This window comes from Streptomyces sp. NPDC059534 (genome assembly GCF_042743475.1).
Taxonomy (GTDB): Bacteria; Actinomycetota; Actinomycetes; order Streptomycetales; family Streptomycetaceae; genus Streptomyces.
Window position 1 is genome coordinate 34,366 of sequence record NZ_JBHWAQ010000008.1, and the last position, 17,745, is coordinate 52,110.

Below are 17,745 nucleotides of genomic sequence, written 5' to 3' on the forward strand. Positions count from 1 at the left end.
GCGTCGGTGGGGGTCCCGCGGGACGGCCTGCCGTCCCACGGGACCGGTCGTCACTTGATCGCCGTGAGCAGCGGCTCGATCTCGTCGATGGCGTACGGGATCGACAGGACGGTGTTGAAGGAGAACGCGGCGCCGATGTCGGGGCCCTGGTAGGGCACGAACAGGTCGCGCTTCTCCTGGCTGACCTTCAGCTTCTTGTAGAGCGGCTCCGCCTTGATGCGGTCGTTGGCCTCGGTGCTGGAGGTGACCCAGACGAGCCGGTCGACGTCGAGGACGTTCAGCTTCTCGGCGCTGAGCTCGGCGGCGTTCCACCCCGGCTTGGCCAGGGTGTCGATCTCCGGCTTCAGCGTGAAGCCGAGTTCGGAGAAGAAGATCGCCTTGGGGTCCGTCTTCGTGAACGCGGAGTACTTGCCGGCCTCGAAGCTGTCGGCGACGGCCAGGGTCTTCCCCGTGAACTCGGGGTGCTTGTCCCGGACGCCCTTGAAGCGGGCGTCGATGTCCGTGATCAGCTTCTCGGCCTCGGCGTCCTTGCCGAGCGCCTTGCCGATCTGCCGGGTCATGACCTGCCACGGGGCCCCGTAGTCGGGGTGTTCCTCGGGCTGGGCGACGACCTTGGTGAACTTGGAGAGCGTGTCGTACTGCTCCTTCTTCATCCCCGAGTACTGGGCGATGACCAGGTCCGGCTTGAGCGCCGCGATCTTCTCGATGTTGTACTCGTCGCGCTCGCCGACGATCTCCGGCTTCGTGTCGCCCCACTTGTCCTTCGTCCACGGCCACTTGCCGTACGGCTGCTCCTTGAACCAGTCGACCGCGCCGACCGGCTTCACGCCGAGCGCGAGCACCGCGTCCTGGTCGGAGAGGCCGAGCGTGACGATCGTCTTCGGCGCCTTGTCGATCGTCGTGCTGCCGTACTTGTGGGCGACGGTCACCGGGAACGCGGCGGGCGCGGCGTCGGCCGGGGCCGGCGCCGAGGACGGGGTGGCCGGGGCGGACTCGCCGGAACCGCCGCCGCAGGCGGCGAGGGCGAGCGCCGCCACCGCGACGACGACCGGCCGGGGGGCGGATCTGGCGAATCGCGCCAGTACGGGACGTGCACCAGTGGACACGGATGTTCCTTTCACGGGGATTCTCGGTGCGTGCCGGGCCGGCCGGGCACGGCGAAGCGGCCCGGCGGGGCATGGCGGTCTTGCGCGAGGGTGTTGCGCGGGGGGTGCTGCGCGAGGGTGGCGCTCGGCGGGGCGAGCGCGGGCGGGCGCGTGCGGGCGCCCGGATGCGGCGTCTAGCGGGCGGTGCCGACGCCGTCGGCGACCGGACGGGCCTGGTCGGCGGCGGGGGCCCGGCGGCGGCCGAGTACCGAGCCGAGGATCTCGCCGACCCGGATCGCGGTGTTGGAGAGCAGCGACGACGTGATGCCGTGGGTGTGCTCGGTGCCGCCCTGGAGGTAGATGCCGCACCGCAGTTCGGGGTCGGTGGCGATCCGGTAGTCGCGCTCGACGAGGAGCCGGCCGTGCCGGTCGCGGTGGCAGCGCTCGGCGACGTCGCCGAGGAGGGCGACGGGGTCGGCGGGGCTGTATCCGGTGGCCAGGACGACCACGTCGGCGTCGAGTACCGTCTCCTCGCCGCTGACCAGGGACGTGACGCGGGCACGCACGCGGTCGGGGCCTTCCTCGACGCCCGTGAGGCGGGAGACGTTGAGGAAGCGCAGGCGCTCGGTGCCGAGGACCTTCTCCTGGTACGACTGCCGGTAGAGGTCGTCGATGAGGTCGATGTCCACCACGGAGTAGTTGGTGTTCCCGTGGTAGTCCATGAGTTTGCGCTTGATGTCGTCGGGCGCGGTGAAGTACTCGTCGACGGCGTCCGGGTCGAAGATGCGGTTGGCGAAGCTGCTGTCGTCGGCGGGGCTGTAGCCGTAGCGGGAGAAGACGGCGCAGATCTCGGCGCCGGGGAAGCGGCGGTGCAGGTAGGCCACGTTCTCGGCGGCGCTCTGGCCGGCGCCCACGACGACGAACCGCTCGGGGGAGCTTCCCTCCAGGCCGTCCACCTTGGCCAGCAGGTCGGAGTTGTGCCAGACGCGGTCGCTGCGCTCGATGCCGTCCGGCAGGCGGGGGCGCAGTCCGGTGCCGAGGACGAGGTTGCGGGCGCGGTGGACGACGAGTTCCGCGCCGGCGCGGGCGGTCACCTCCAGGTACTCCACGGCGCCGTCCTGGAGGACCGGTTCGACGGCGATGATCTCGTGGCCGTACGAGACCATGTCGTCGACCTTCGCCGCCGCCCACTCGAAGTAGTCGTGGAACTCCACGCGGAGCGGGAACAGGTTCTTGTGGTTGACGAAGTCGATCAGCCGGCCCTTGCTCTGCAGGTAGCAGAGGAAGCTGTACTCGCTGGCGGGGTTCCGGAGGGTCACCAGGTCCTTGAGGAAGGACACCTGCATGGTCGCGTCGTCGATCAGCATGCCGCGGTGCCAACCGAAGCTCGCCTGCCGCTCGAAGAAGTGGGCGGTGACGGCCTCCTCCCTGCCGACGCGGGCGTTGTGCTCGCCGAGCGCTAACGCCATCGCCACATTGGACGGCCCGAAGCCGATGCCAATGAGGTCGTGGACCAGAGGTGTGTCACCAGGAAGAACCTGCGACATGTCACTCCCATCGTGCGAGCCGTCTGTGGGGCGTGGGCGGGAACGGGTCATCGGGCACACCGAGAAGGCGGCCCGGACCGAACTTAGGTAAAGCTAACCTCATCTGACGGGGCCTGTCGACAGGCTGACCGGAGTCGGATTCCGGCCATTGGCCGTGAACGGCCTTGAAGCCAGGGCCAGTTGTCATCTTAGGTAAGCCTTGCTTTACTTGGCGCCGTTCCATCGCCCTTCCGAGGAGGAAGCCCATGCGGGTCGTCATGTTCGGCTATCAGACCTGGGGCCATCGCACCCTCCAAGCGCTCCTGGACTCCGAACACGACGTCGTGACGGTCGTGACGCACCCCAGGAGCGAGCACGCCTACGAGAAGATCTGGAGCGACTCCGTCGCCGACCTGGCCGCGGAGCACGGCGTCCCCGTCGTCATCCGCAACCGGCCCGACGACGAGGAGCTGTTCGTCCGGCTCAAGGAGGCCGACCCGGACATCATCGTGGCCAACAACTGGCGCACCTGGATCCCGCCCCGGATCTACACACTGCCGCGCCACGGCACGCTCAACGTCCACGACTCGCTGCTGCCCCGGTACGCGGGCTTCTCCCCGCTGATCTGGGCCCTGATCAACGGCGAGACGGAAGTGGGCGTGACGGCCCACATGATGGACGAGGTGCTCGACGCCGGCGACATCGTCCAGCAGCGTGCGGTCGCGGTCGGACCCACCGACACGGCGACCGACCTCTTCCACAAGACGGTCGACCTCATCGCCCCCGTCACGATCGGCGCCCTCGACCTGATCGCCTCCGGCCGGACCGACTTCACTCCGCAGGACAGGTCGCGGGCCAGCTTCTTCCACAAGCGCGCCGAGGAGGACATCCGCATCGACTGGAACTGGCCGGCCGACGTCCTCGAACGCCTGGTCCGCGCCCAGTCGGCGCCGTACCCGCCCGCCTTCACCTTCCACCGAGGCAAGCGCCTCGAAGTCCTCTCCGCCGTCGTCTCCACCGGCCGGTACGGAGGCACTCCCGGGCGCGTCTTCTACCGCGAGGGCGACGGCGTCGTGATCGTCGCCGGAGCCGACGCCCGGACCGGCCGCAACCACGGTCTGGCCCTGACCCGCGTACGGACCGAGGACGGGCGCGAACTCCCCGCAGCCGAGTACTTCACTTCCATGGGCGGCTACCTGACCGGCCGCCCCTGACCCCGAGGACCCTCGCCCTATGCGTACCGCACGGCCCAGGCACTACCTCATGTGCCGGCCCACCTACTTCGACGTGATCTACTCCATCAACCCCTGGATGGACCCGGCGAAGCCCGTCGACACCCCCCTGGCGATCGCCCAGTGGGAGAAGCTGCGCGAGGTCTACCTGAACCTCGGGCACACCGTCGACACGATCGACCCCCTCCCCGGCCTCCCCGACATGGTCTTCGCCGCCAACGGCGCCACCGTCGTCGACGGGCGCGCCCTGGTCGCCCGCTTCCGCGACGCCGAACGCATCGCGGAGGGCCCCGCCTACCACGCCTGGCTGCGGGACAACGGCTTCCCCGACCTCCGCACCGCCGGGGTCGTCAACGAGGGCGAGGGCGACTACCTGCTCGCCGGCGAGTGGCTGCTCGCGGGGACGGGCTTCCGCAGCGACCCCCGCTCGCACGACGAGGCGCAGGAGTTCTTCGGGCGCCCCGTCATCGGGCTGACGCTCGTCGACCCGCGCTACTACCACCTGGACACCGCCCTCGCGGTGCTCGACGAGACGACGGTCGCCTATTACCCCGCGGCCTTCTCGCCGGGCAGCCTCGCCGTGCTGCGGCGGCTGTTCCCGGACGCCGTGATCGCCACGGAGGAGGACGCGGCGGTCTTCGGCCTCAACGCCACCTCCGACGGCCGCAACGTGGTCCTCCCGCACAACGCCACAGCGCTGACCGAGCAGTTGCGCGAGCGGGGCTTCCACCCCGTCGGCGTGGACCTCTCGGAACTCCTCAAGGCCGGCGGCAGCGTCAAGTGCTGCACGCTGGAGCTGCGTACGGCCGCCTGAACCCCGACGTGCCCCGGACGGTCCCGGGGCACGTCGCCGGGGTGTCTCCGACGCACCGGCCGGACCCCAAGGAAGAGTTGATGGAACAGCCGGTCATCTCCGGTACGGCGCACGACCCGTCGGGCAACCGCTTCACCCTCGTCGGCATCTCCAACGTGCCCACCGACTGGGCCCACGTCTTCAGGGCCATCGCCGACGCCGACCTGTCCCCGGTCACCGTCCCCGAACCGGGTCCGGCCGGACCGGCCACGCCCTCCCGTGAACCGGCGCACCCGCCGAGAACCCCACGCGGCACGCCGCCGAGCGTGCTGGACCTCAACGCCTACCTGATGTCCGCCGTCGGCAAGGCAGCCCGCCGCAGGCTCGCCGACACGCTGGCCGCCCGGGGGTTACGCCTCTGGCACCTGACCGTGCTGGCCCTGCTCGACGACCTCGGCCCGCAGATGAAGACGGCCCTCGCCGCGCGGCTCGACATCAACGTCAGCGACCTCGTCAAGGTCGTCAACGACCTCGTCGCCCTCGGGGACGTGGACTGCGTCCGCGACCGGGCCGACCGGCGGCGTGTCGTGGTCCGGCTGACCCCGCGCGGCAGGGCCTCCCTGGCCGAACTCGGCGCGGAGATCGCGGCGACGGACGACGACGTCCTCGGCCCGCTCGACGAGGCGGAACGCCGCCAACTCGCCTCCCTCCTCCGCCGCGTGCACCACCACCTCTCCTCCGCGCCCTCGTGACTCCGCCGCGCCCCCGCGGTACAAGAAAGTGAAAGCAATCGGCAGCAGATACGACAACTGTGGTGGAACCAGCGCGTTATGACGGGCGCCGGAGATCTGCCGGGCTACAGTCCCGTCTCAAGATCCCGTTCGCCACCACCCTCAAGGGGGAATCTGCCATGGGCAAGACCGAAAGCGGAACGTACGAGGGATTCTCGGCCGATGAGCGGGCCGCGATGAAGGATCACGCCAAGGAGCAGAAGGCAGCCGCTCGCCGCAGCTCCCTCGCCGACAAGGCGGCCGAAGCGGAACGGGACGTCCTGGCCAAGATCGCCGAGATGAAGGACACCGACCGCATCCTCGCCGAACGCGTCCACGCCGTCGTCACCGCCAACGCCCCCGACCTCGCGCCGAAGCTCTGGTACGGCATGCCGTCCTACGCGCTCGACGGCAGGATCGTCTGTTTCTTCCAGAGCGCCGAGAAGTTCAAGGCCCGCTACGCGACCCTCGGCTTCAGCGACCAGGCCAACCTCGACGACGGCACCATGTGGGCCGCCGGATTCGCCCTCACCGAGGTCACCCCCGACGTGGAGAAGCGCATCGGCGCCCTCGTGAAGCAGGCCGTCAGCTGACCCGCCCCCGCTGACCCACTGCCGCCGGCCTGCCGCCGGCCTGCCGCCGGGCCGCAGACGGCCCGCGCGGTCGGGCGTGCGACCGCGCGGGCCGGCGGTGGCGCCCAGCGGTCTTCCACCACACCAGCTGGGCCGTTCGGGTGCCCCGCCGCCTCCGGATCCCACGGATCGACCTCGCCGGACGCACGACTCGCACCGACCCCCTCCCCGCCCTGGGCCGGCTCGGGCGCCCGACACACGACTCGCGCCGACGTCCTCCGCACCCTCGGCTAGCTCGGGGAGGACCCTCCCCCGGGACGGCGCCACGGGGGACGGGACGGCCGGCCGACCTCCAGCCAGACGACCTTGCCCACGGCCCCCGAGGGCTTGTCCACCGTGCCCCAGGCACCGGCAAGCCGGTCGAGCACCATCAGACCGTGGCCGCCGGGCACCCCGGGCGACCGGGGCAGCTGGGCCTTCGGATGTTCGGGGCTGGCGTCGGCCACCTCCACCCGGAGCCGACCCTCGGTGTGGCGCAGGATCAGCTCCTCGGGGCCGCCGGCGTGCAGACAGGCGTTGGTGACGACCTCGGAGACCAGCAGCAGGACGTCCTCGACCCGCTCCCCCGCCTCCTCGCTCTCCGGGGGGATCCAGCCCCAGTCGGCCAGCGCCGCGGCGGTGAAGTCCCGGCAGCGTGCCACCACACCGCGGGTCCGGTTCAGCACGAGCCTGCGGACCTGCTCCGGGGGGACGTCAGCGCTCTCTGTCATGGCCGCCTCCGTGGCCGTGCCCGGACCGTTCATCGTCCCGCATGGACTCCCCCAACCTCCTCGCACCCTTCATCCCTTTTATACCTTTTTCCGATCGTGGGCTCGTGCCACCGCGACGGGGGCCGTCGGCGGGGTTACGGTCGGCGGCATGGCTGGTGATCGTCAAGGGTGGCTCCGATGCCTGCTCGCCGGGGCCGTGTTCGTGGTGGGGATGACCGGCACGACGCTGCCCACGCCGCTCTACCCCCTGTACCAGGAGAAGTTCGGGTTCTCCGAACTGACGGTGACCGTCGTGTACGCGGTGTACGCCTTCGGGGTCATCGGCGTGCTGCTGCTCGCCGGCAACGCCTCGGACACGATCGGCAGGCGGCCGACGCTGCTGTGGGGCCTCGGGTTCGCGGCGGCGAGCGCCCTCTGCTTCCTGGGCGCCGAGGGCCTGGGGTGGCTGTACGCGGGCCGGCTGCTCTCCGGCCTCTCGGCCGGCCTCTTCACGGGCGCCGCCACCGCCTACGTCATGGACCTCGCACCCCCCGGCGGCGCGTCCCGGGCGACGCTCGTGGCGACGGCCGCCAACATGGGCGGTCTCGGCTGCGGCCCCCTGCTCGCCGGCCTCCTCGCGGAGTACGCCCCCGAACCCCTGCTGCTGCCGTTCGCCGTGCACCTCGCCCTGGTGGCCGTCTCCGCCGTCGTCCTGGTCCGGCTGCCGGAGACCGTACGCGATCGCCGCCCGCTGACCGCCGTACGCCCGCAACGGCCCGCGCTCCCCCCACCGGTCCGCCCCGTCTTCGTACCGGCGGCGATCGCCTCCTTCGCGGGCTTCGCCCTGTTCGGCGTCTTCACCTCGGTCAGCCCCGCGTTCCTCTCCCGCTTCCTCCACGTGGACAACCACGCCGTCACCGGTCTGATCGTCGCGCTCGCCTTCTTCGCCTCCACCGCCGGACAGATCGCGGTCGGCCGCGTCGGCGTCCGCCGCTCCCTGCCCCTGGGCTGCGCGGTGCTCTTCGCCGGCCTCGCCCTCCTCGCGGGAGCGCTCGCCACCGACCTCCTGGTCCTCGTCGTGCTCGCCGCCGTCGTCGGCGGCGTCGGCCAGGGCCTCTCCTTCCGCGCCGCACTGTCCGCCGTCGCCGGCGCCGCACCCCCCGCCCAGCGCGCCGCGGTCATCTCCACCCTCTTCGTCGTCGCCTACACCGGCATCTCCATCCCCGTCATCGGCGTGGGTCTCCTCTCCGACCCCCTCGGCCTGGAACAAGCCGGCCTCGTCTTCACCGCCTGCATGCTCCTGCTCGTCGCCTCCGCCGCCGCCTACCTCCTCCGCCGCCCCGTCAGATCCGAAGCCTCATGACGGCACCCCCCTGCGACCGGCACAGCCCTCCGAAGCCTCCGCACCGCACTGCGTCCCGTGGCTGACCAGCACTTCGACGACAGGGGCGGGCGGCAGGTGGGGGACACTGGGGCATGGTCACCATTCATCTGAAGTACGAGATCGACGTCGACAAGCTGGAGGACTTCGAGGAGTACGGCCGTCGCTGGGTCGCGCTGGTCAACCGGTTCGGGGGTGACCACCATGGTTACTTCCTCCCGAGCGAGGGCGACAGTGACATCGCGTACGCGCTGTTCACGTTTCCCGGGCTTGCCGAGTACGAGGTCTATCGCAAGGCCAGCATGAAGGACCCCGAGTGCCAGGCGGCCTTCGAGCTGGCGCGTGCGACCGGTTGCATCAAGCGGTACGAGCGCCGGTTCCTGCGTCCGCTGGATGCGAACCCCGCGACGGTGGCTGCTCAGGTCCTCTGATGCGGGGCGGGGAAGGCGCGGGGCACGAGCGGTCCGGCCGGGGGTTCCGGCGATGCCGCCTCGCGGCCCCGCGAGGCAGCGGGTGCCCCGCCCTTCCCCTCTTCTCCTGCCCCTACCGCGGCGCCGCTCGCTTGGGTGTGCCGGTCGGGGGCGGGTCGGCGCGGAGGGCGCGTGCCGGGCGGAGCAGGGGTTCGACCACGAGGAGTTGGGCCGCGGCGAGGGCGAGGCAGAGGGAGGCGGTGGCGGCCCACAGGGCGGCGGGGCCGACGTGGGCGAGCAGTTGGGTGGAGGTGAGCGGGGCGACGACGGTGGCGATGCCCCAGCTGATGCCGTAGGCGGCGAGGTAGCGGTCGGCGCCGCCGCGGGGTGCGAGGTCCGCCACGACGGTGAGGACGCGGCCGAGGACGAGGACGTCGCCGAGGGTCCACACGACCGTGGCCGCCAGGAAGGCGGGGAGGGTGGAGGCGATCGCGTAGCCGGCCAGCCCGATCGCCAGAAGTACGTGGCCGAGCGCGAGGGCCGCTGAGTCGGGGAGTGAGGCGAGGCGCCGGAGCCGGAGCGCCGGCTGGGAGGCGACGACGGCGACCGCGGAAGCGGTGAACAGCAGACCGGCGTCGGCGGGTTCGAGGCCGCGCCGGGCGAGGGTCAGCGGCAGACCCATCGTGATCTGGGTGGTGACGAGCGCGAACAGGGTTCCGGAGAGGAACACGGCCCTCAGGGCTCGATCGCGCCAGGGCCGTACGGGCTCCGCGTCCCCACCCCGCCGGCCGGCCGGGGGGTCCGCGTGGTCGGGGCGGTCGGGGTGGGTGGGGTGGTCGGCGTGGTCGGGGTGGTCGGCGGGCAGGGCGAGGCGCAGGGTCAGGGCGCACAGGAGGCAGGTGACCGCGTCGACGACGAACAGCCACCGCAGGTCCCAGCGGCCCAGAGCCGCGGCGATGAGGCCCGCGCCGGTGCCACCGGCGGCGAGGGCGGCGTTGAACAGGCTGTAGGCGCGGACGCGTTCGGAGGGGCCGACCGCGTCGGCGATGAGCCCCTGGCTCGGCGGCTCGTACAGCTCGAAGGCCAGCCCGAGCAGTACGGCGAACACGGCCACCACGACGAGCGACCCGGCGGCGGCGATCCCCAGCTGCGCGACGGCGCACCCGGTGAGCCCGAGCACGATCGTGCGGCGTCGCCCGATACGCGTCGCGAGCCTGCCTCCGGCGAGCCGTGACGGGATCGTGGCGATTCCGAAGGCCGCGGACACCAGGCCCGCCGTCGTGACGCTCGCACCGAACTCCGCGCTGATGAGGACGGTCAGAAAGGGCAGCGAGAAGGCACCGAGCCGGTTGATCGCCCGGGCGGCCACCAGGAGCCATACGGTCCGCGGCATTCCGCCACCCCTCACGTGACTGTCGAATCGACTATCGTCAGTCACAACGCTAACCATCGAGGGAGTGACTGGTCAAGTGATGTTCGACAGTCACGTCGCGGTACTGCTGGAACACGCCGTATCGCTCGTGAACGCATTGACCGCCGGCGAAGCCCGCGGCCGCCCGTACCCCGCCCCCCACGGTCCGGACCTCCTCAAGGCCGTCGAAGCCGCGGTCTCCGACACCGCCGGCTCCCTCCCCCGCACCCTCGATCCCGCCGAGGCCGCCTACCTCGCCACCACCGCGGACGCCATGCGCCAGGTCTTCCAGGCGATGCACGACGGCGACCCGGACACCGCCGCCACCACCGTCAACGGCCTCCTCCGCGACACCGGCGCCCGCCCACGCCTCGACCGGGCCCCCGCCACCGACCGGAACGGAGCCCCGACCGACAACCCGCCCTGGCACCTGCACTTCCACGGCGCGAACGACTCCTTCGCCGCCGGCCACAGCGCCAGCTGCGCCACCGCGCTCGCCCTTGCCGTCGGCGGCAGCCTCGCCGGCCGCCTGGGCGTCTGCCACGCCGACCGGTGCGACCGCGTCTACGTCGACACCTCCCGCAACGCCGCCCGCCAGTTCTGCTCGACCGCCTGCCAGAACCGCACGAAGGCCGCGGCGTTCCGCGCCCGCAAGGGCGCCGGCGGCTGACCGACCTCCGGAGCCGGCCGACCGCCGACCGACCGGCCGGCCGCCCGGCTGCGTACGGCGTACGCCGCCGTGCCCGCCCCGGTCACGGCACGGTCGGAGAGGGGCAGCGGCGGGCACACACCGGGGCGAGCAGGCACGACCCGGGTACGGACGGAGGCGGACGGCGTGAGGCCCCCGTCCGTTCCCGCGGGTCAGGACCAGGACGCCACCACCAGGGAGCGTTCGGCGGCGGCCAGGTGGACCGCCGAAGCGAGCCACGCGCGGGCGTAGGCGTCGGACGAGGCGTCGGTGAGGCGTCCGAAGGCGTCGCGGGGGCGGCGGTCGGCCTCGGCCGCCAGGGCGGCGGCGAGGCGGGCGGCACCGCCGAGCCCCGCCCGGTGCAGCGGCGCGAGGAGTGCGGCGGCGTCCGCTCCACGGCCGGCCTCGGCCACGGCGCGGCGGCCGCCCGCGACGCCGGTCTCCAGCAGTCGGCGCACCCGCCACAGCGGCGCGTCCGCCAGGGGGTCCGGGCCCGCCGTCACCGGTCCGCGCGGTGCGGATTCCGGCGCCTCGCGCGGGAAATGGCTGCCCTGGAGGCGGTCGTAGCCCAGGTCGGCCCGGCCCAGCCACTCGTCCGGCAGCCTCAGCGTGTACGACGCGCCCGGCACGGCCCCGACGGCCAGCGGCCGCAGGGTGGCGGCCCGGTCCGGGTCGGGGCGGCCCAGGACCCGCAGCAGGAGTCCCGGGTACTGGGCGATCCGGCGCAGATTGGCCGCGTGCGGCAGCTCCGGGTGGGGGTGGGCCGGACGCAGCCTCAGCACGGGCCCGTCCCCGGTGACGCGCGCCACGAGGTACTCCCCCGCCGCGCCGACCACCTCCACGTCGCAGCCCAACAGCCCCGCTTCGGCCCCGCCCCGCTCCTGCGCCAGACCGTCGAGCGCGGCGGCCATCGCCTCGCGGACCGGTCGCGCGAACAGCGCCGCCGCCGGCTCGTCCGCCCAGTCGACCCCGCGCAGCGGGGTCGCGCTGACGCCCCGGCCCGCACCGAGCCGCCCGTCCGCCGAGACGGTCGCGCCGACGATCCGGAGACCCCCGCGCGCCAGCCCGGCATGGTCGAGGACCGCCCCGCCCAGCGCCACGGACGCCGTACCCGCTCCCCTGGCACGCGCCAGACCGCCGGGACGTACGTCGGACACCGAGTAAGAGGAACCGTCCTGCCCCACCAGATGCGTGGCCACCCCGCCGTATCCGGTGGCGGACAGCACGGGCTCCCTGCAGAGGCCGAACACCCGCAGGCTGCCGCCCTGTTCGTAGGCCCGGCGCGCGGTCCCCGCCTCCCCGGCGCCCGGCGCCCCGGAGGCGAGTACGGCCGCCCCGGCCAGCAGCTCCCGAAAGGCGTCCGCCAGGTCCCCGAGCCGCTGCCCCTGGCCGCGCTGCCGGGCGGCACGCAGCCCCCGCACCACACGCAGCGCGGCGGCCTCCGCGCGCGGCAGCCCGGCCAGCCGTACGGTGTGCGCCGCTCGCAGCAACTCCGCCTGAACCACCGCCCCACCGGCCGTGACCCCTGCGGCCAACGCCTCGGCACCGGCTTCCCACAGCGCGCCCGCCGCCCTGACCTGTGCGGCGGTGAGCCCGGCCGGGGCGGGGTGCGGGGGCACGGTGGCGGCGGGCACTGCGGCATCGGGAGCGGCGGCGGGAGCGGGCGTGGAGCCGCCGGTGGCAGATGCGGCAGCGGCAGCCGTGGCATCGCCCCCGGTGGCCGTCGCGCCGGTGCCGGTCGTCATGGGACCGGTGCCGACCCCCAGGGCAGCGCCCTGAGCGGGTCCGGCTCCGTCGTCCTCGGGCCCGGCGCCGCCCGCCGCCTCCGAGGGGGCGAGCGGCTCCCCGTCCGCGATCGGTGCCGCGCACAGTACGGCCGCGCGGTGCAGACAGCGCGGGGCCAGCAGGCAGGTGCAGACGACCTGTTCGGCACGGGTGAGGACGCCCGGCGGGCCGGGGTGCAGGGTGACGACGGCGTCCTCGCCGAAGCGCACGGTGACGGAGCCGTCGGCGGCCGGGACGGCGTGTTCGGCGCATGTCGCGGTCGCGGCGTCGAGCTTCTTGCGCAGCCGGGCGCTGAGCTGCTCCACGGCCTCGGCGAGGACGTCGGGGGCGACGGGTGGCAGGTCGTCGGGGTTCAACGGGCTTCTCCACGGAGGCGGTCGCCGACCCAGCGGGCGAGGGCGAGGGGGCTGAGGGCGGCCACCGGCATGCCGGCGGCGACGAGTCGGCGGGCGACGGGCACGGAGTAGCGCGGTGCCCCGGAGTCGTCGAGAGCGGCGCAGCCGAGCAGGTGCGCGCCGGAGGAGGCCAGTGCCCGCACCTCCCCGAGGAGTCCGGCGAGCGGTGCGCCCTCCTCGAAGTCGCTGACCACGACGACGAGGGTGCGGCTCGGCACGGTGATCAGGGACCGGGCGTGGGCGAGCGCCGCCGCGATGTGGGTGCCGCCGCCGACCCGGACCTCCAGGAGCAGGGAGAGGGGGTCCTCGACCCGGTCGGTGAGGTCCACCACCTGTGTGGAGAAGGCCAGGAAGTGCGTGGACAGGGTCGGCACCCCACCGAGCACGGCTGCGGTCAGCGCCGACCAGATCACCGACGCCTCCATCGAGCCGGAGACGTCGACGACGAGGATCAGCCGCCAGTCCGCCTCCTTGCTCGCCCGGGTGCTGAACACCGGCCGCTCCGGGACGACCACGACACGGCCGTCGTCCGTCCGCCGGGCGTGGGCGAGGTTGGCGCGCAGGGTGCGGGCGAGGTCCAGACGGCCGCCGGGGCGGCGGGTGGGACGTGGTGTGGAGAGGCCGGAGAGCGCCGGCCGCAGCCGCGTCGCCAGCTCCCGGGCGAGCTCGTCGACGAGCCGTTTCACCAGTGGCCGAAGCCGTGCGAGCCGGGCCTCGGGCATGCCGCCGGCCAGCGACAGGACCGACCGCAGCAGCTCCACCGACGGTCGTACGGCAGCCGGGTCCAGCTGCGTGAGCACGTCGGAGCGCCCCGCGTCGGCCGCCTCGGCGAGCACCTCCTCCCGCACGTCGGCCCCGAAGAGGGCCTCCAGCTCGTCCGACCACTCCCGTGCGGTGGGGAACGACGGGTCCTGTCCCCCGCCCTGGCCGGATCCGCCGTCCGGGTCGTCCGCTCCCTCGCCGCGCCCGCTGCCGTACAGCTCGTCCAGGGCGCGGGCGTAGCGGCGGGCGTCGGCGGGCAGCCGGTCCCGGTGCCGTCCGAGCAGGAGCCGCCACCGGTCGGCGGTGCCGAGGCTCCGGCCGTCCGGCGCACCGGCGGGGGTCGTGTCCGCCGAGGTGCCCGGGGCCGTGTCCACCGCACCGGCGGGAGACGCGTCCTGCGGACCGGCTGCGCCTGCGCCTGCCGCGTCGGTGGCGCGAACCACCCCGTCCGGCACACGACGCGACGCGTCCGCTGAATCCGAGGCGTCCGAAGCGTCCGAAGCGTCCGGGCCGGTCAGGGCCAGGGCCTTCAGCGCGGCCAGTCCGGCGGCGTCGGCGGCCGCCCAGAGGGCGAGGAGTTCGGGCGGGGCGTCGAGGGAGAGGTCGAGCCGGTCGCCGAGGCGTTCGGTGACCGTGGCGAGGAGTCGGTCGCGGGCGGCGGGGGCCAGCGCGTCGAAGCCTCCCCTCAGGGCGGGGAGTCGGTCGAGGAACTCGGGGTCGCCCAGGTCGTCCACGCGGTCCAGGAGCGGGGTGAGCGCGTCCGGGGATGCCTGGAGCAGCGGTCCGGCGGCGGTGAGCAGTCCCGCGAGGCGCTTCGTGAGGGCCCGTCGGGTGTCGGGGGCGGTCGCCGCGTCGATCCAGCCGGCCGCGCGTTCACCGAGCGCGGCGGCGGGGTCGAGGTCGAGCATCACCCGTACGGCGAGGGCGGCGCCCTGCATCAAGGGCGAGGCCGTGGAGGCGAGTTCGGCGAGCGCGCGGTCCAGTCGGAGACCCAGGTGCCGGGCGGCGGTCCGGTCCGCGAGCGCGACCAGCGCCGCCGCGTCCGTGGCGGTGTCGCTCCCGGCCAGACCGGGGAGGGCGCGCACGGCGGCTTCCAGCAGTTCGCCGGTGAGGGCGCCGGACAGGTCGCGGGCGCGCCGGGTGGTGCCGGGGTAGTGGCCGCGCCGTATGCCCTCCAGGAGGTCGAGCGCCGCGAGGAGTTCGGGCAGGTCGGCGGTGGCGGGCAGGACGGCGGCGGCCTCGCGCAGCCGTGCGTCGACGAGGTCGGGCAGGTCGCAGCGGGCGGCGGCGGTCAGCCCGGCCAGGATCTGGGCCGGCGTGGGCCCGCCCTCGGCGGCCTCGCGGCGGGCGGTGTCGGCGAGCGTCCCGGCGGCGGCCTGCTCCGCGGTGACCCCGCGGACGCCGGCGAGGTCGAGCCGCGCGGGCACGGACGGCGTCCACGTCAGCCGCCACTTGGTGCCGAGCGCGGTGCCGTCGCCGGTGGCCGCCACGGCGAGGGGCTCGCCGTAGGACGCACCGACGACCAGGAGGCGTTGCAGCAGCACCTCCCGGCGGCCGTCCAGCGCCGAGCGGAGCGGATCGAGGCGCACCTCGCGGGGCTCGGGCTGTTCGGGCCGCGGGAGCCGCAGCGCCGTGAGCTCCTCCTCGACCGACGGGCCCAGGCCGGAACGGGGCGCGTGCGGGCTGATCCGCCCGCGTGCCGCGCCGACGAACACGGCCTCCATCGCGTGGGCCAGCGCCCTGCCCCGGCCCAGCGGTTCGCCCTGTCCGAGCACGGTGGTCACGGCCTCCAGCACCTCGCCGCGCCCCGGCGCGGGCAGTCCGCGCAACGCGGCCAGGTCGCATGCGAGCCGCAGCGTCTCTGCGCCCTCCCCCGTCCCCGCGGTGTGACCCGCGCGGCGCATCTCCCGGCACAGACCGGTCACCGCCGCGGCGGCCGCCTCCCGGATCCGGTCCGGATCACCGGCCGCTTTCAGTACGGCCTGCTGCCACAACGGGTCGCGGATTCCGGCGGGATAGCCGGAGCGCGAGTCGAGCAGGTCGAAGGAGTAGGGCACGAAGGAGGTCACCGCCGAGGCCGTGGACGGACCCGTGGCGGTGGCCGCTCCCGAGGACGCATCCGTGCCCGTACCCGCTCCCGTACTCGTGCTCGTGCCCGTATCCGTATCGGTGAGCAGGGCCGGTGCGTGAAACGCGCCGATCACGGCGGCGACCCTGCGTCCCCCGGCGGCGGCCCCGGCCAGCACCTGCCGCATCCGCGCCTCGCGGGCGAGGTCGGCGGCGGGCACGGTGGCGTCGGCGCGCAGGGCCCAGCCCACGCCCAGCGCGGCGCGGCGTACGGCCTCCGGGGAGCTGCCGGGTGCCAGTACCTCCACGGCGCGGTCCCACATGTCGTCGCCGTCGCGGCCGGTCGCGGAGGCGGCGAGCGCGTCGGCGAAGGAGTGGCGGCGCTCGGTTCCTCCGTCCTCGTCCCCTTCTGTGTCGGGCAGGGACGGGCCCGTGTCGGACAGGGCCCAGCCGGGGTCGGCCAGCGGAAGGTCGCAGCAGACCACTTCCGCCCCGTGGGCCCGGGCCCATCGCAGGGCGGCGAGCTCCGGGGAGAAGTCGGCGAAGGGGTAGAACGAGAGGCGGCCGGTGTCGCCCGTTCCGGCCAACGCGACCGGGGCGACGGTCTCGGGATGGGACAGGTGCTCGAGCCAGGGCTGGAAGTCGGCAGGGAGTTCCACGCAGACGACCTCGGCCCGGGCGTCGTCGAGGAGCGCGGGCACCACCGCGGCGAGGGCCGGGCTGTGGTGGCGTACCCCCAGGAGGTACGGGGCGCGCGAGGCCGCGAGCGCTTCGACGGCGGCCCGTGGGTCGAGGGTCGTCACCGCAGGCTCCCGCGCAGGTCCCACAGGCGGCGCCACATCGCGGAGCCGTTCTCGGCCCGGCGGCGGACGGGGCCGTCCCAGTACCCGAGGAGCCGCGCGTGGTCGGCGGGGTCGTCCTTGCGGACGACGCCCAGGAGGTGGCCGGGCAGCAGGTCGAGCACGTCCCCGCCGGGCAGGTACGCGGCGGCGACCCCCAGCGACGCCGCCACCTGCACCGCCTCCGCGGTGGACATGACCGTGCCCGGCCGTTCCACGTCCCAGCCCTCGGTGGAACGCCCGGAGCGCAGGTCGCGGAAGACGGTGACCAGGGCGTCCAGGACCGCGTCGTCGACGCCGAAGTCCGCGCCCGCCCGCCGGACCGCCGCGACGGCCTGACGGCGGATCAGCACGGCCTCGGCGTCGGCGTCCGCGATCGGGTCGACCGTCTCGAAGTTGAACCGCCGCTTCAGTGCGGCGGACATCTCCGAGACGCCCCGGTCGCGCAGGTTGGCGGTGGCGATGACCGTGAACCCGGGCGCGGCGGCGACCACGGCGTCCTCGGTGGCGGTCAGCTCGGGCACGGTGATCCGCCGGTCGGACAGGACGGACACCAGGGCGTCCTGCACCTCGGGCAGACAGCGGGTGATCTCCTCGACGCGCACCACGCGCCCGGTGCGCATCGCGGCGAGTACGGGCGAGTCGACCAGGGCCTGGGAGGTGGGCCCCTGGGCCAGCAGCAGGGCGTAGTTCCAGCCGTAGCGGAACGCGTCCTCGGTGGTGCCCGCCGTGCCCTGCACCGTCAGTGCGCTGGTTCCGCTGACGGCGGCCGCGAGCAGCTCCGACAGCATCGACTTGGCGGTGCCGGGCTCACCGGTGAGGAGCAGTCCGCGCTCCCCCGCCAGCGTGACCACGCACCGTTCCACCAGGGCGCGTTCACCGACGAACTTGGACGCGATCGCCAGCTTCGACGGCAGCCCCGCCTTCCGTCCGGGCAGTGCCAGTTCCACTCCGTCGCTGCCGCAGACGAACGTGACGGCCGCACGCGGCGTCAACGCCCAGCCGGGCGGACGGGGGCCGGGATCCTGCGCGGCGAGGAAGGCGAGTTCCGCGGCGTACCGCTCCTCGGCCGGCTGGGCCTGCCGGGCGGGGGCGGGCTGTTCGATGACGGTCATACGGGGTTCCTCCAGGGACGACTACTACGACTTCGGGTACGGAGACCGACGACGACTACGGGGACGGTGTACGGGTCCGGGTCCAAGTGCGGGGGCGGCGACGGCGTACGGGTGCCACTACGCCCACGGGGACCGCCGCGTACGGGCACAGGTACGGCCGGCCCG

Annotated in this window: 14 protein-coding genes; 7 read left to right on the forward strand and 7 right to left on the reverse strand. The window is 73.9% G+C overall.

Translation table 11 applies throughout. From position 1 onward, the window contains the following. Positions 1–50: 50 nt before the first annotated feature. Together ACFVZH_RS12335 and ACFVZH_RS12340 are read right to left on the reverse strand one after the other, a co-directional pair. On the reverse strand, positions 51–1,106 hold the full coding sequence (locus ACFVZH_RS12335) for an iron-siderophore ABC transporter substrate-binding protein (protein WP_384895995.1): 1,056 nt from the start codon (positions 1,104–1,106) through the stop codon (positions 51–53). A 173-nt stretch (positions 1,107–1,279) separates the two neighbouring features. Then, a complete protein-coding gene (locus tag ACFVZH_RS12340; RefSeq protein WP_384895997.1) occupies positions 1,280–2,632 on the reverse strand; it encodes a lysine N(6)-hydroxylase/L-ornithine N(5)-oxygenase family protein in 1,353 nt (450 codons plus the stop codon). Positions 2,633–2,877: 245 nt separating this feature from the next. Here ACFVZH_RS12340 and ACFVZH_RS12345 point away from each other — a divergent pair, with 245 nt between their 5' ends. The 4 genes from ACFVZH_RS12345 (at position 2,878) to ACFVZH_RS12360 (ending at position 5,999) form a co-directional block, all read left to right on the forward strand. Next, on the forward strand, positions 2,878–3,825 hold the full coding sequence (locus tag ACFVZH_RS12345) for a methionyl-tRNA formyltransferase (protein WP_384895999.1): 948 nt from the start codon (positions 2,878–2,880) through the stop codon (positions 3,823–3,825). 19 nt (positions 3,826–3,844) lie between these two features. Beyond that, the gene (gene ddaH / locus ACFVZH_RS12350; protein ID WP_384896000.1) at positions 3,845–4,657 is read left to right on the forward strand and encodes a dimethylargininase; all 813 of its coding nucleotides are present in this window, start codon (positions 3,845–3,847) and stop codon (positions 4,655–4,657) included. Positions 4,658–4,737: 80 nt separating this feature from the next. Beyond that, on the forward strand, positions 4,738–5,388 hold the full coding sequence (locus tag ACFVZH_RS12355; RefSeq protein WP_384896001.1) for a winged helix DNA-binding protein: 651 nt from the start codon (positions 4,738–4,740) through the stop codon (positions 5,386–5,388). Between the two features lie 158 nt (positions 5,389–5,546). Continuing rightward, positions 5,547–5,999, forward strand: coding sequence for an iron chaperone (locus ACFVZH_RS12360; protein ID WP_384896003.1), 453 nt, complete (start codon positions 5,547–5,549; stop codon positions 5,997–5,999). A gap of 269 nt (positions 6,000–6,268) precedes the next feature. Here ACFVZH_RS12360 and ACFVZH_RS12365 read toward each other — a convergent pair whose 3' ends face one another. Continuing rightward, positions 6,269–6,748 (reverse strand): ATP-binding protein, encoded by a 480-nt coding sequence (locus tag ACFVZH_RS12365; RefSeq protein WP_384896005.1) that lies wholly within the window; start codon positions 6,746–6,748, stop codon positions 6,269–6,271. Positions 6,749–6,896: 148 nt separating this feature from the next. Between ACFVZH_RS12365 and ACFVZH_RS12370 the strand changes: the two genes are divergently transcribed. Together ACFVZH_RS12370 and ACFVZH_RS12375 are read left to right on the forward strand one after the other, a co-directional pair. Continuing rightward, the gene (locus ACFVZH_RS12370; protein ID WP_384896007.1) at positions 6,897–8,090 is read left to right on the forward strand and encodes an MFS transporter; all 1,194 of its coding nucleotides are present in this window, start codon (positions 6,897–6,899) and stop codon (positions 8,088–8,090) included. Positions 8,091–8,203: 113 nt separating this feature from the next. Then, complete coding sequence (locus ACFVZH_RS12375; protein WP_384896009.1) at positions 8,204–8,539, forward strand: NIPSNAP family protein; 336 nt, start codon at positions 8,204–8,206, stop codon at positions 8,537–8,539. A 112-nt stretch (positions 8,540–8,651) separates the two neighbouring features. On the opposite strand, the gene ACFVZH_RS12380 is transcribed toward ACFVZH_RS12375, so the two are convergent. After that, positions 8,652–9,911: an MFS transporter gene (locus ACFVZH_RS12380; RefSeq protein ID WP_384896011.1), complete on the reverse strand. Its 1,260-nt coding sequence runs from the start codon at positions 9,909–9,911 to the stop codon at positions 8,652–8,654. 64 nt (positions 9,912–9,975) lie between these two features. Between ACFVZH_RS12380 and ACFVZH_RS12385 the strand changes: the two genes are divergently transcribed. Further along, a complete protein-coding gene (locus tag ACFVZH_RS12385; protein ID WP_384896013.1) occupies positions 9,976–10,599 on the forward strand; it encodes a CGNR zinc finger domain-containing protein in 624 nt (207 codons plus the stop codon). 191 nt (positions 10,600–10,790) lie between these two features. Here the strand turns inward: ACFVZH_RS12385 and ACFVZH_RS12390 are convergent, their stop codons facing one another. From ACFVZH_RS12390 to ACFVZH_RS12400, 3 genes are read right to left on the reverse strand one after another with little or no spacing between them, the layout of a single operon-like run. Beyond that, positions 10,791–12,758 carry a hypothetical protein gene (locus ACFVZH_RS12390; RefSeq protein ID WP_384896014.1) on the reverse strand — a complete coding sequence of 656 codons (1,968 nt, stop codon included), beginning with the start codon at positions 12,756–12,758 and terminating at the stop codon, positions 10,791–10,793. Then, complete coding sequence (locus ACFVZH_RS12395; RefSeq protein WP_384896016.1) at positions 12,755–16,429, reverse strand: DUF5682 family protein; 3,675 nt, start codon at positions 16,427–16,429, stop codon at positions 12,755–12,757. Before ACFVZH_RS12395 ends, ACFVZH_RS12390 begins: the two co-directional genes overlap by 4 nt. After that, positions 16,426–17,580 carry an AAA family ATPase gene (locus ACFVZH_RS12400; RefSeq protein WP_384896018.1) on the reverse strand — a complete coding sequence of 385 codons (1,155 nt, stop codon included), beginning with the start codon at positions 17,578–17,580 and terminating at the stop codon, positions 16,426–16,428. Before ACFVZH_RS12400 ends, ACFVZH_RS12395 begins: the two co-directional genes overlap by 4 nt. Between the last annotated feature and the right edge of the window lie 165 nt (positions 17,581–17,745).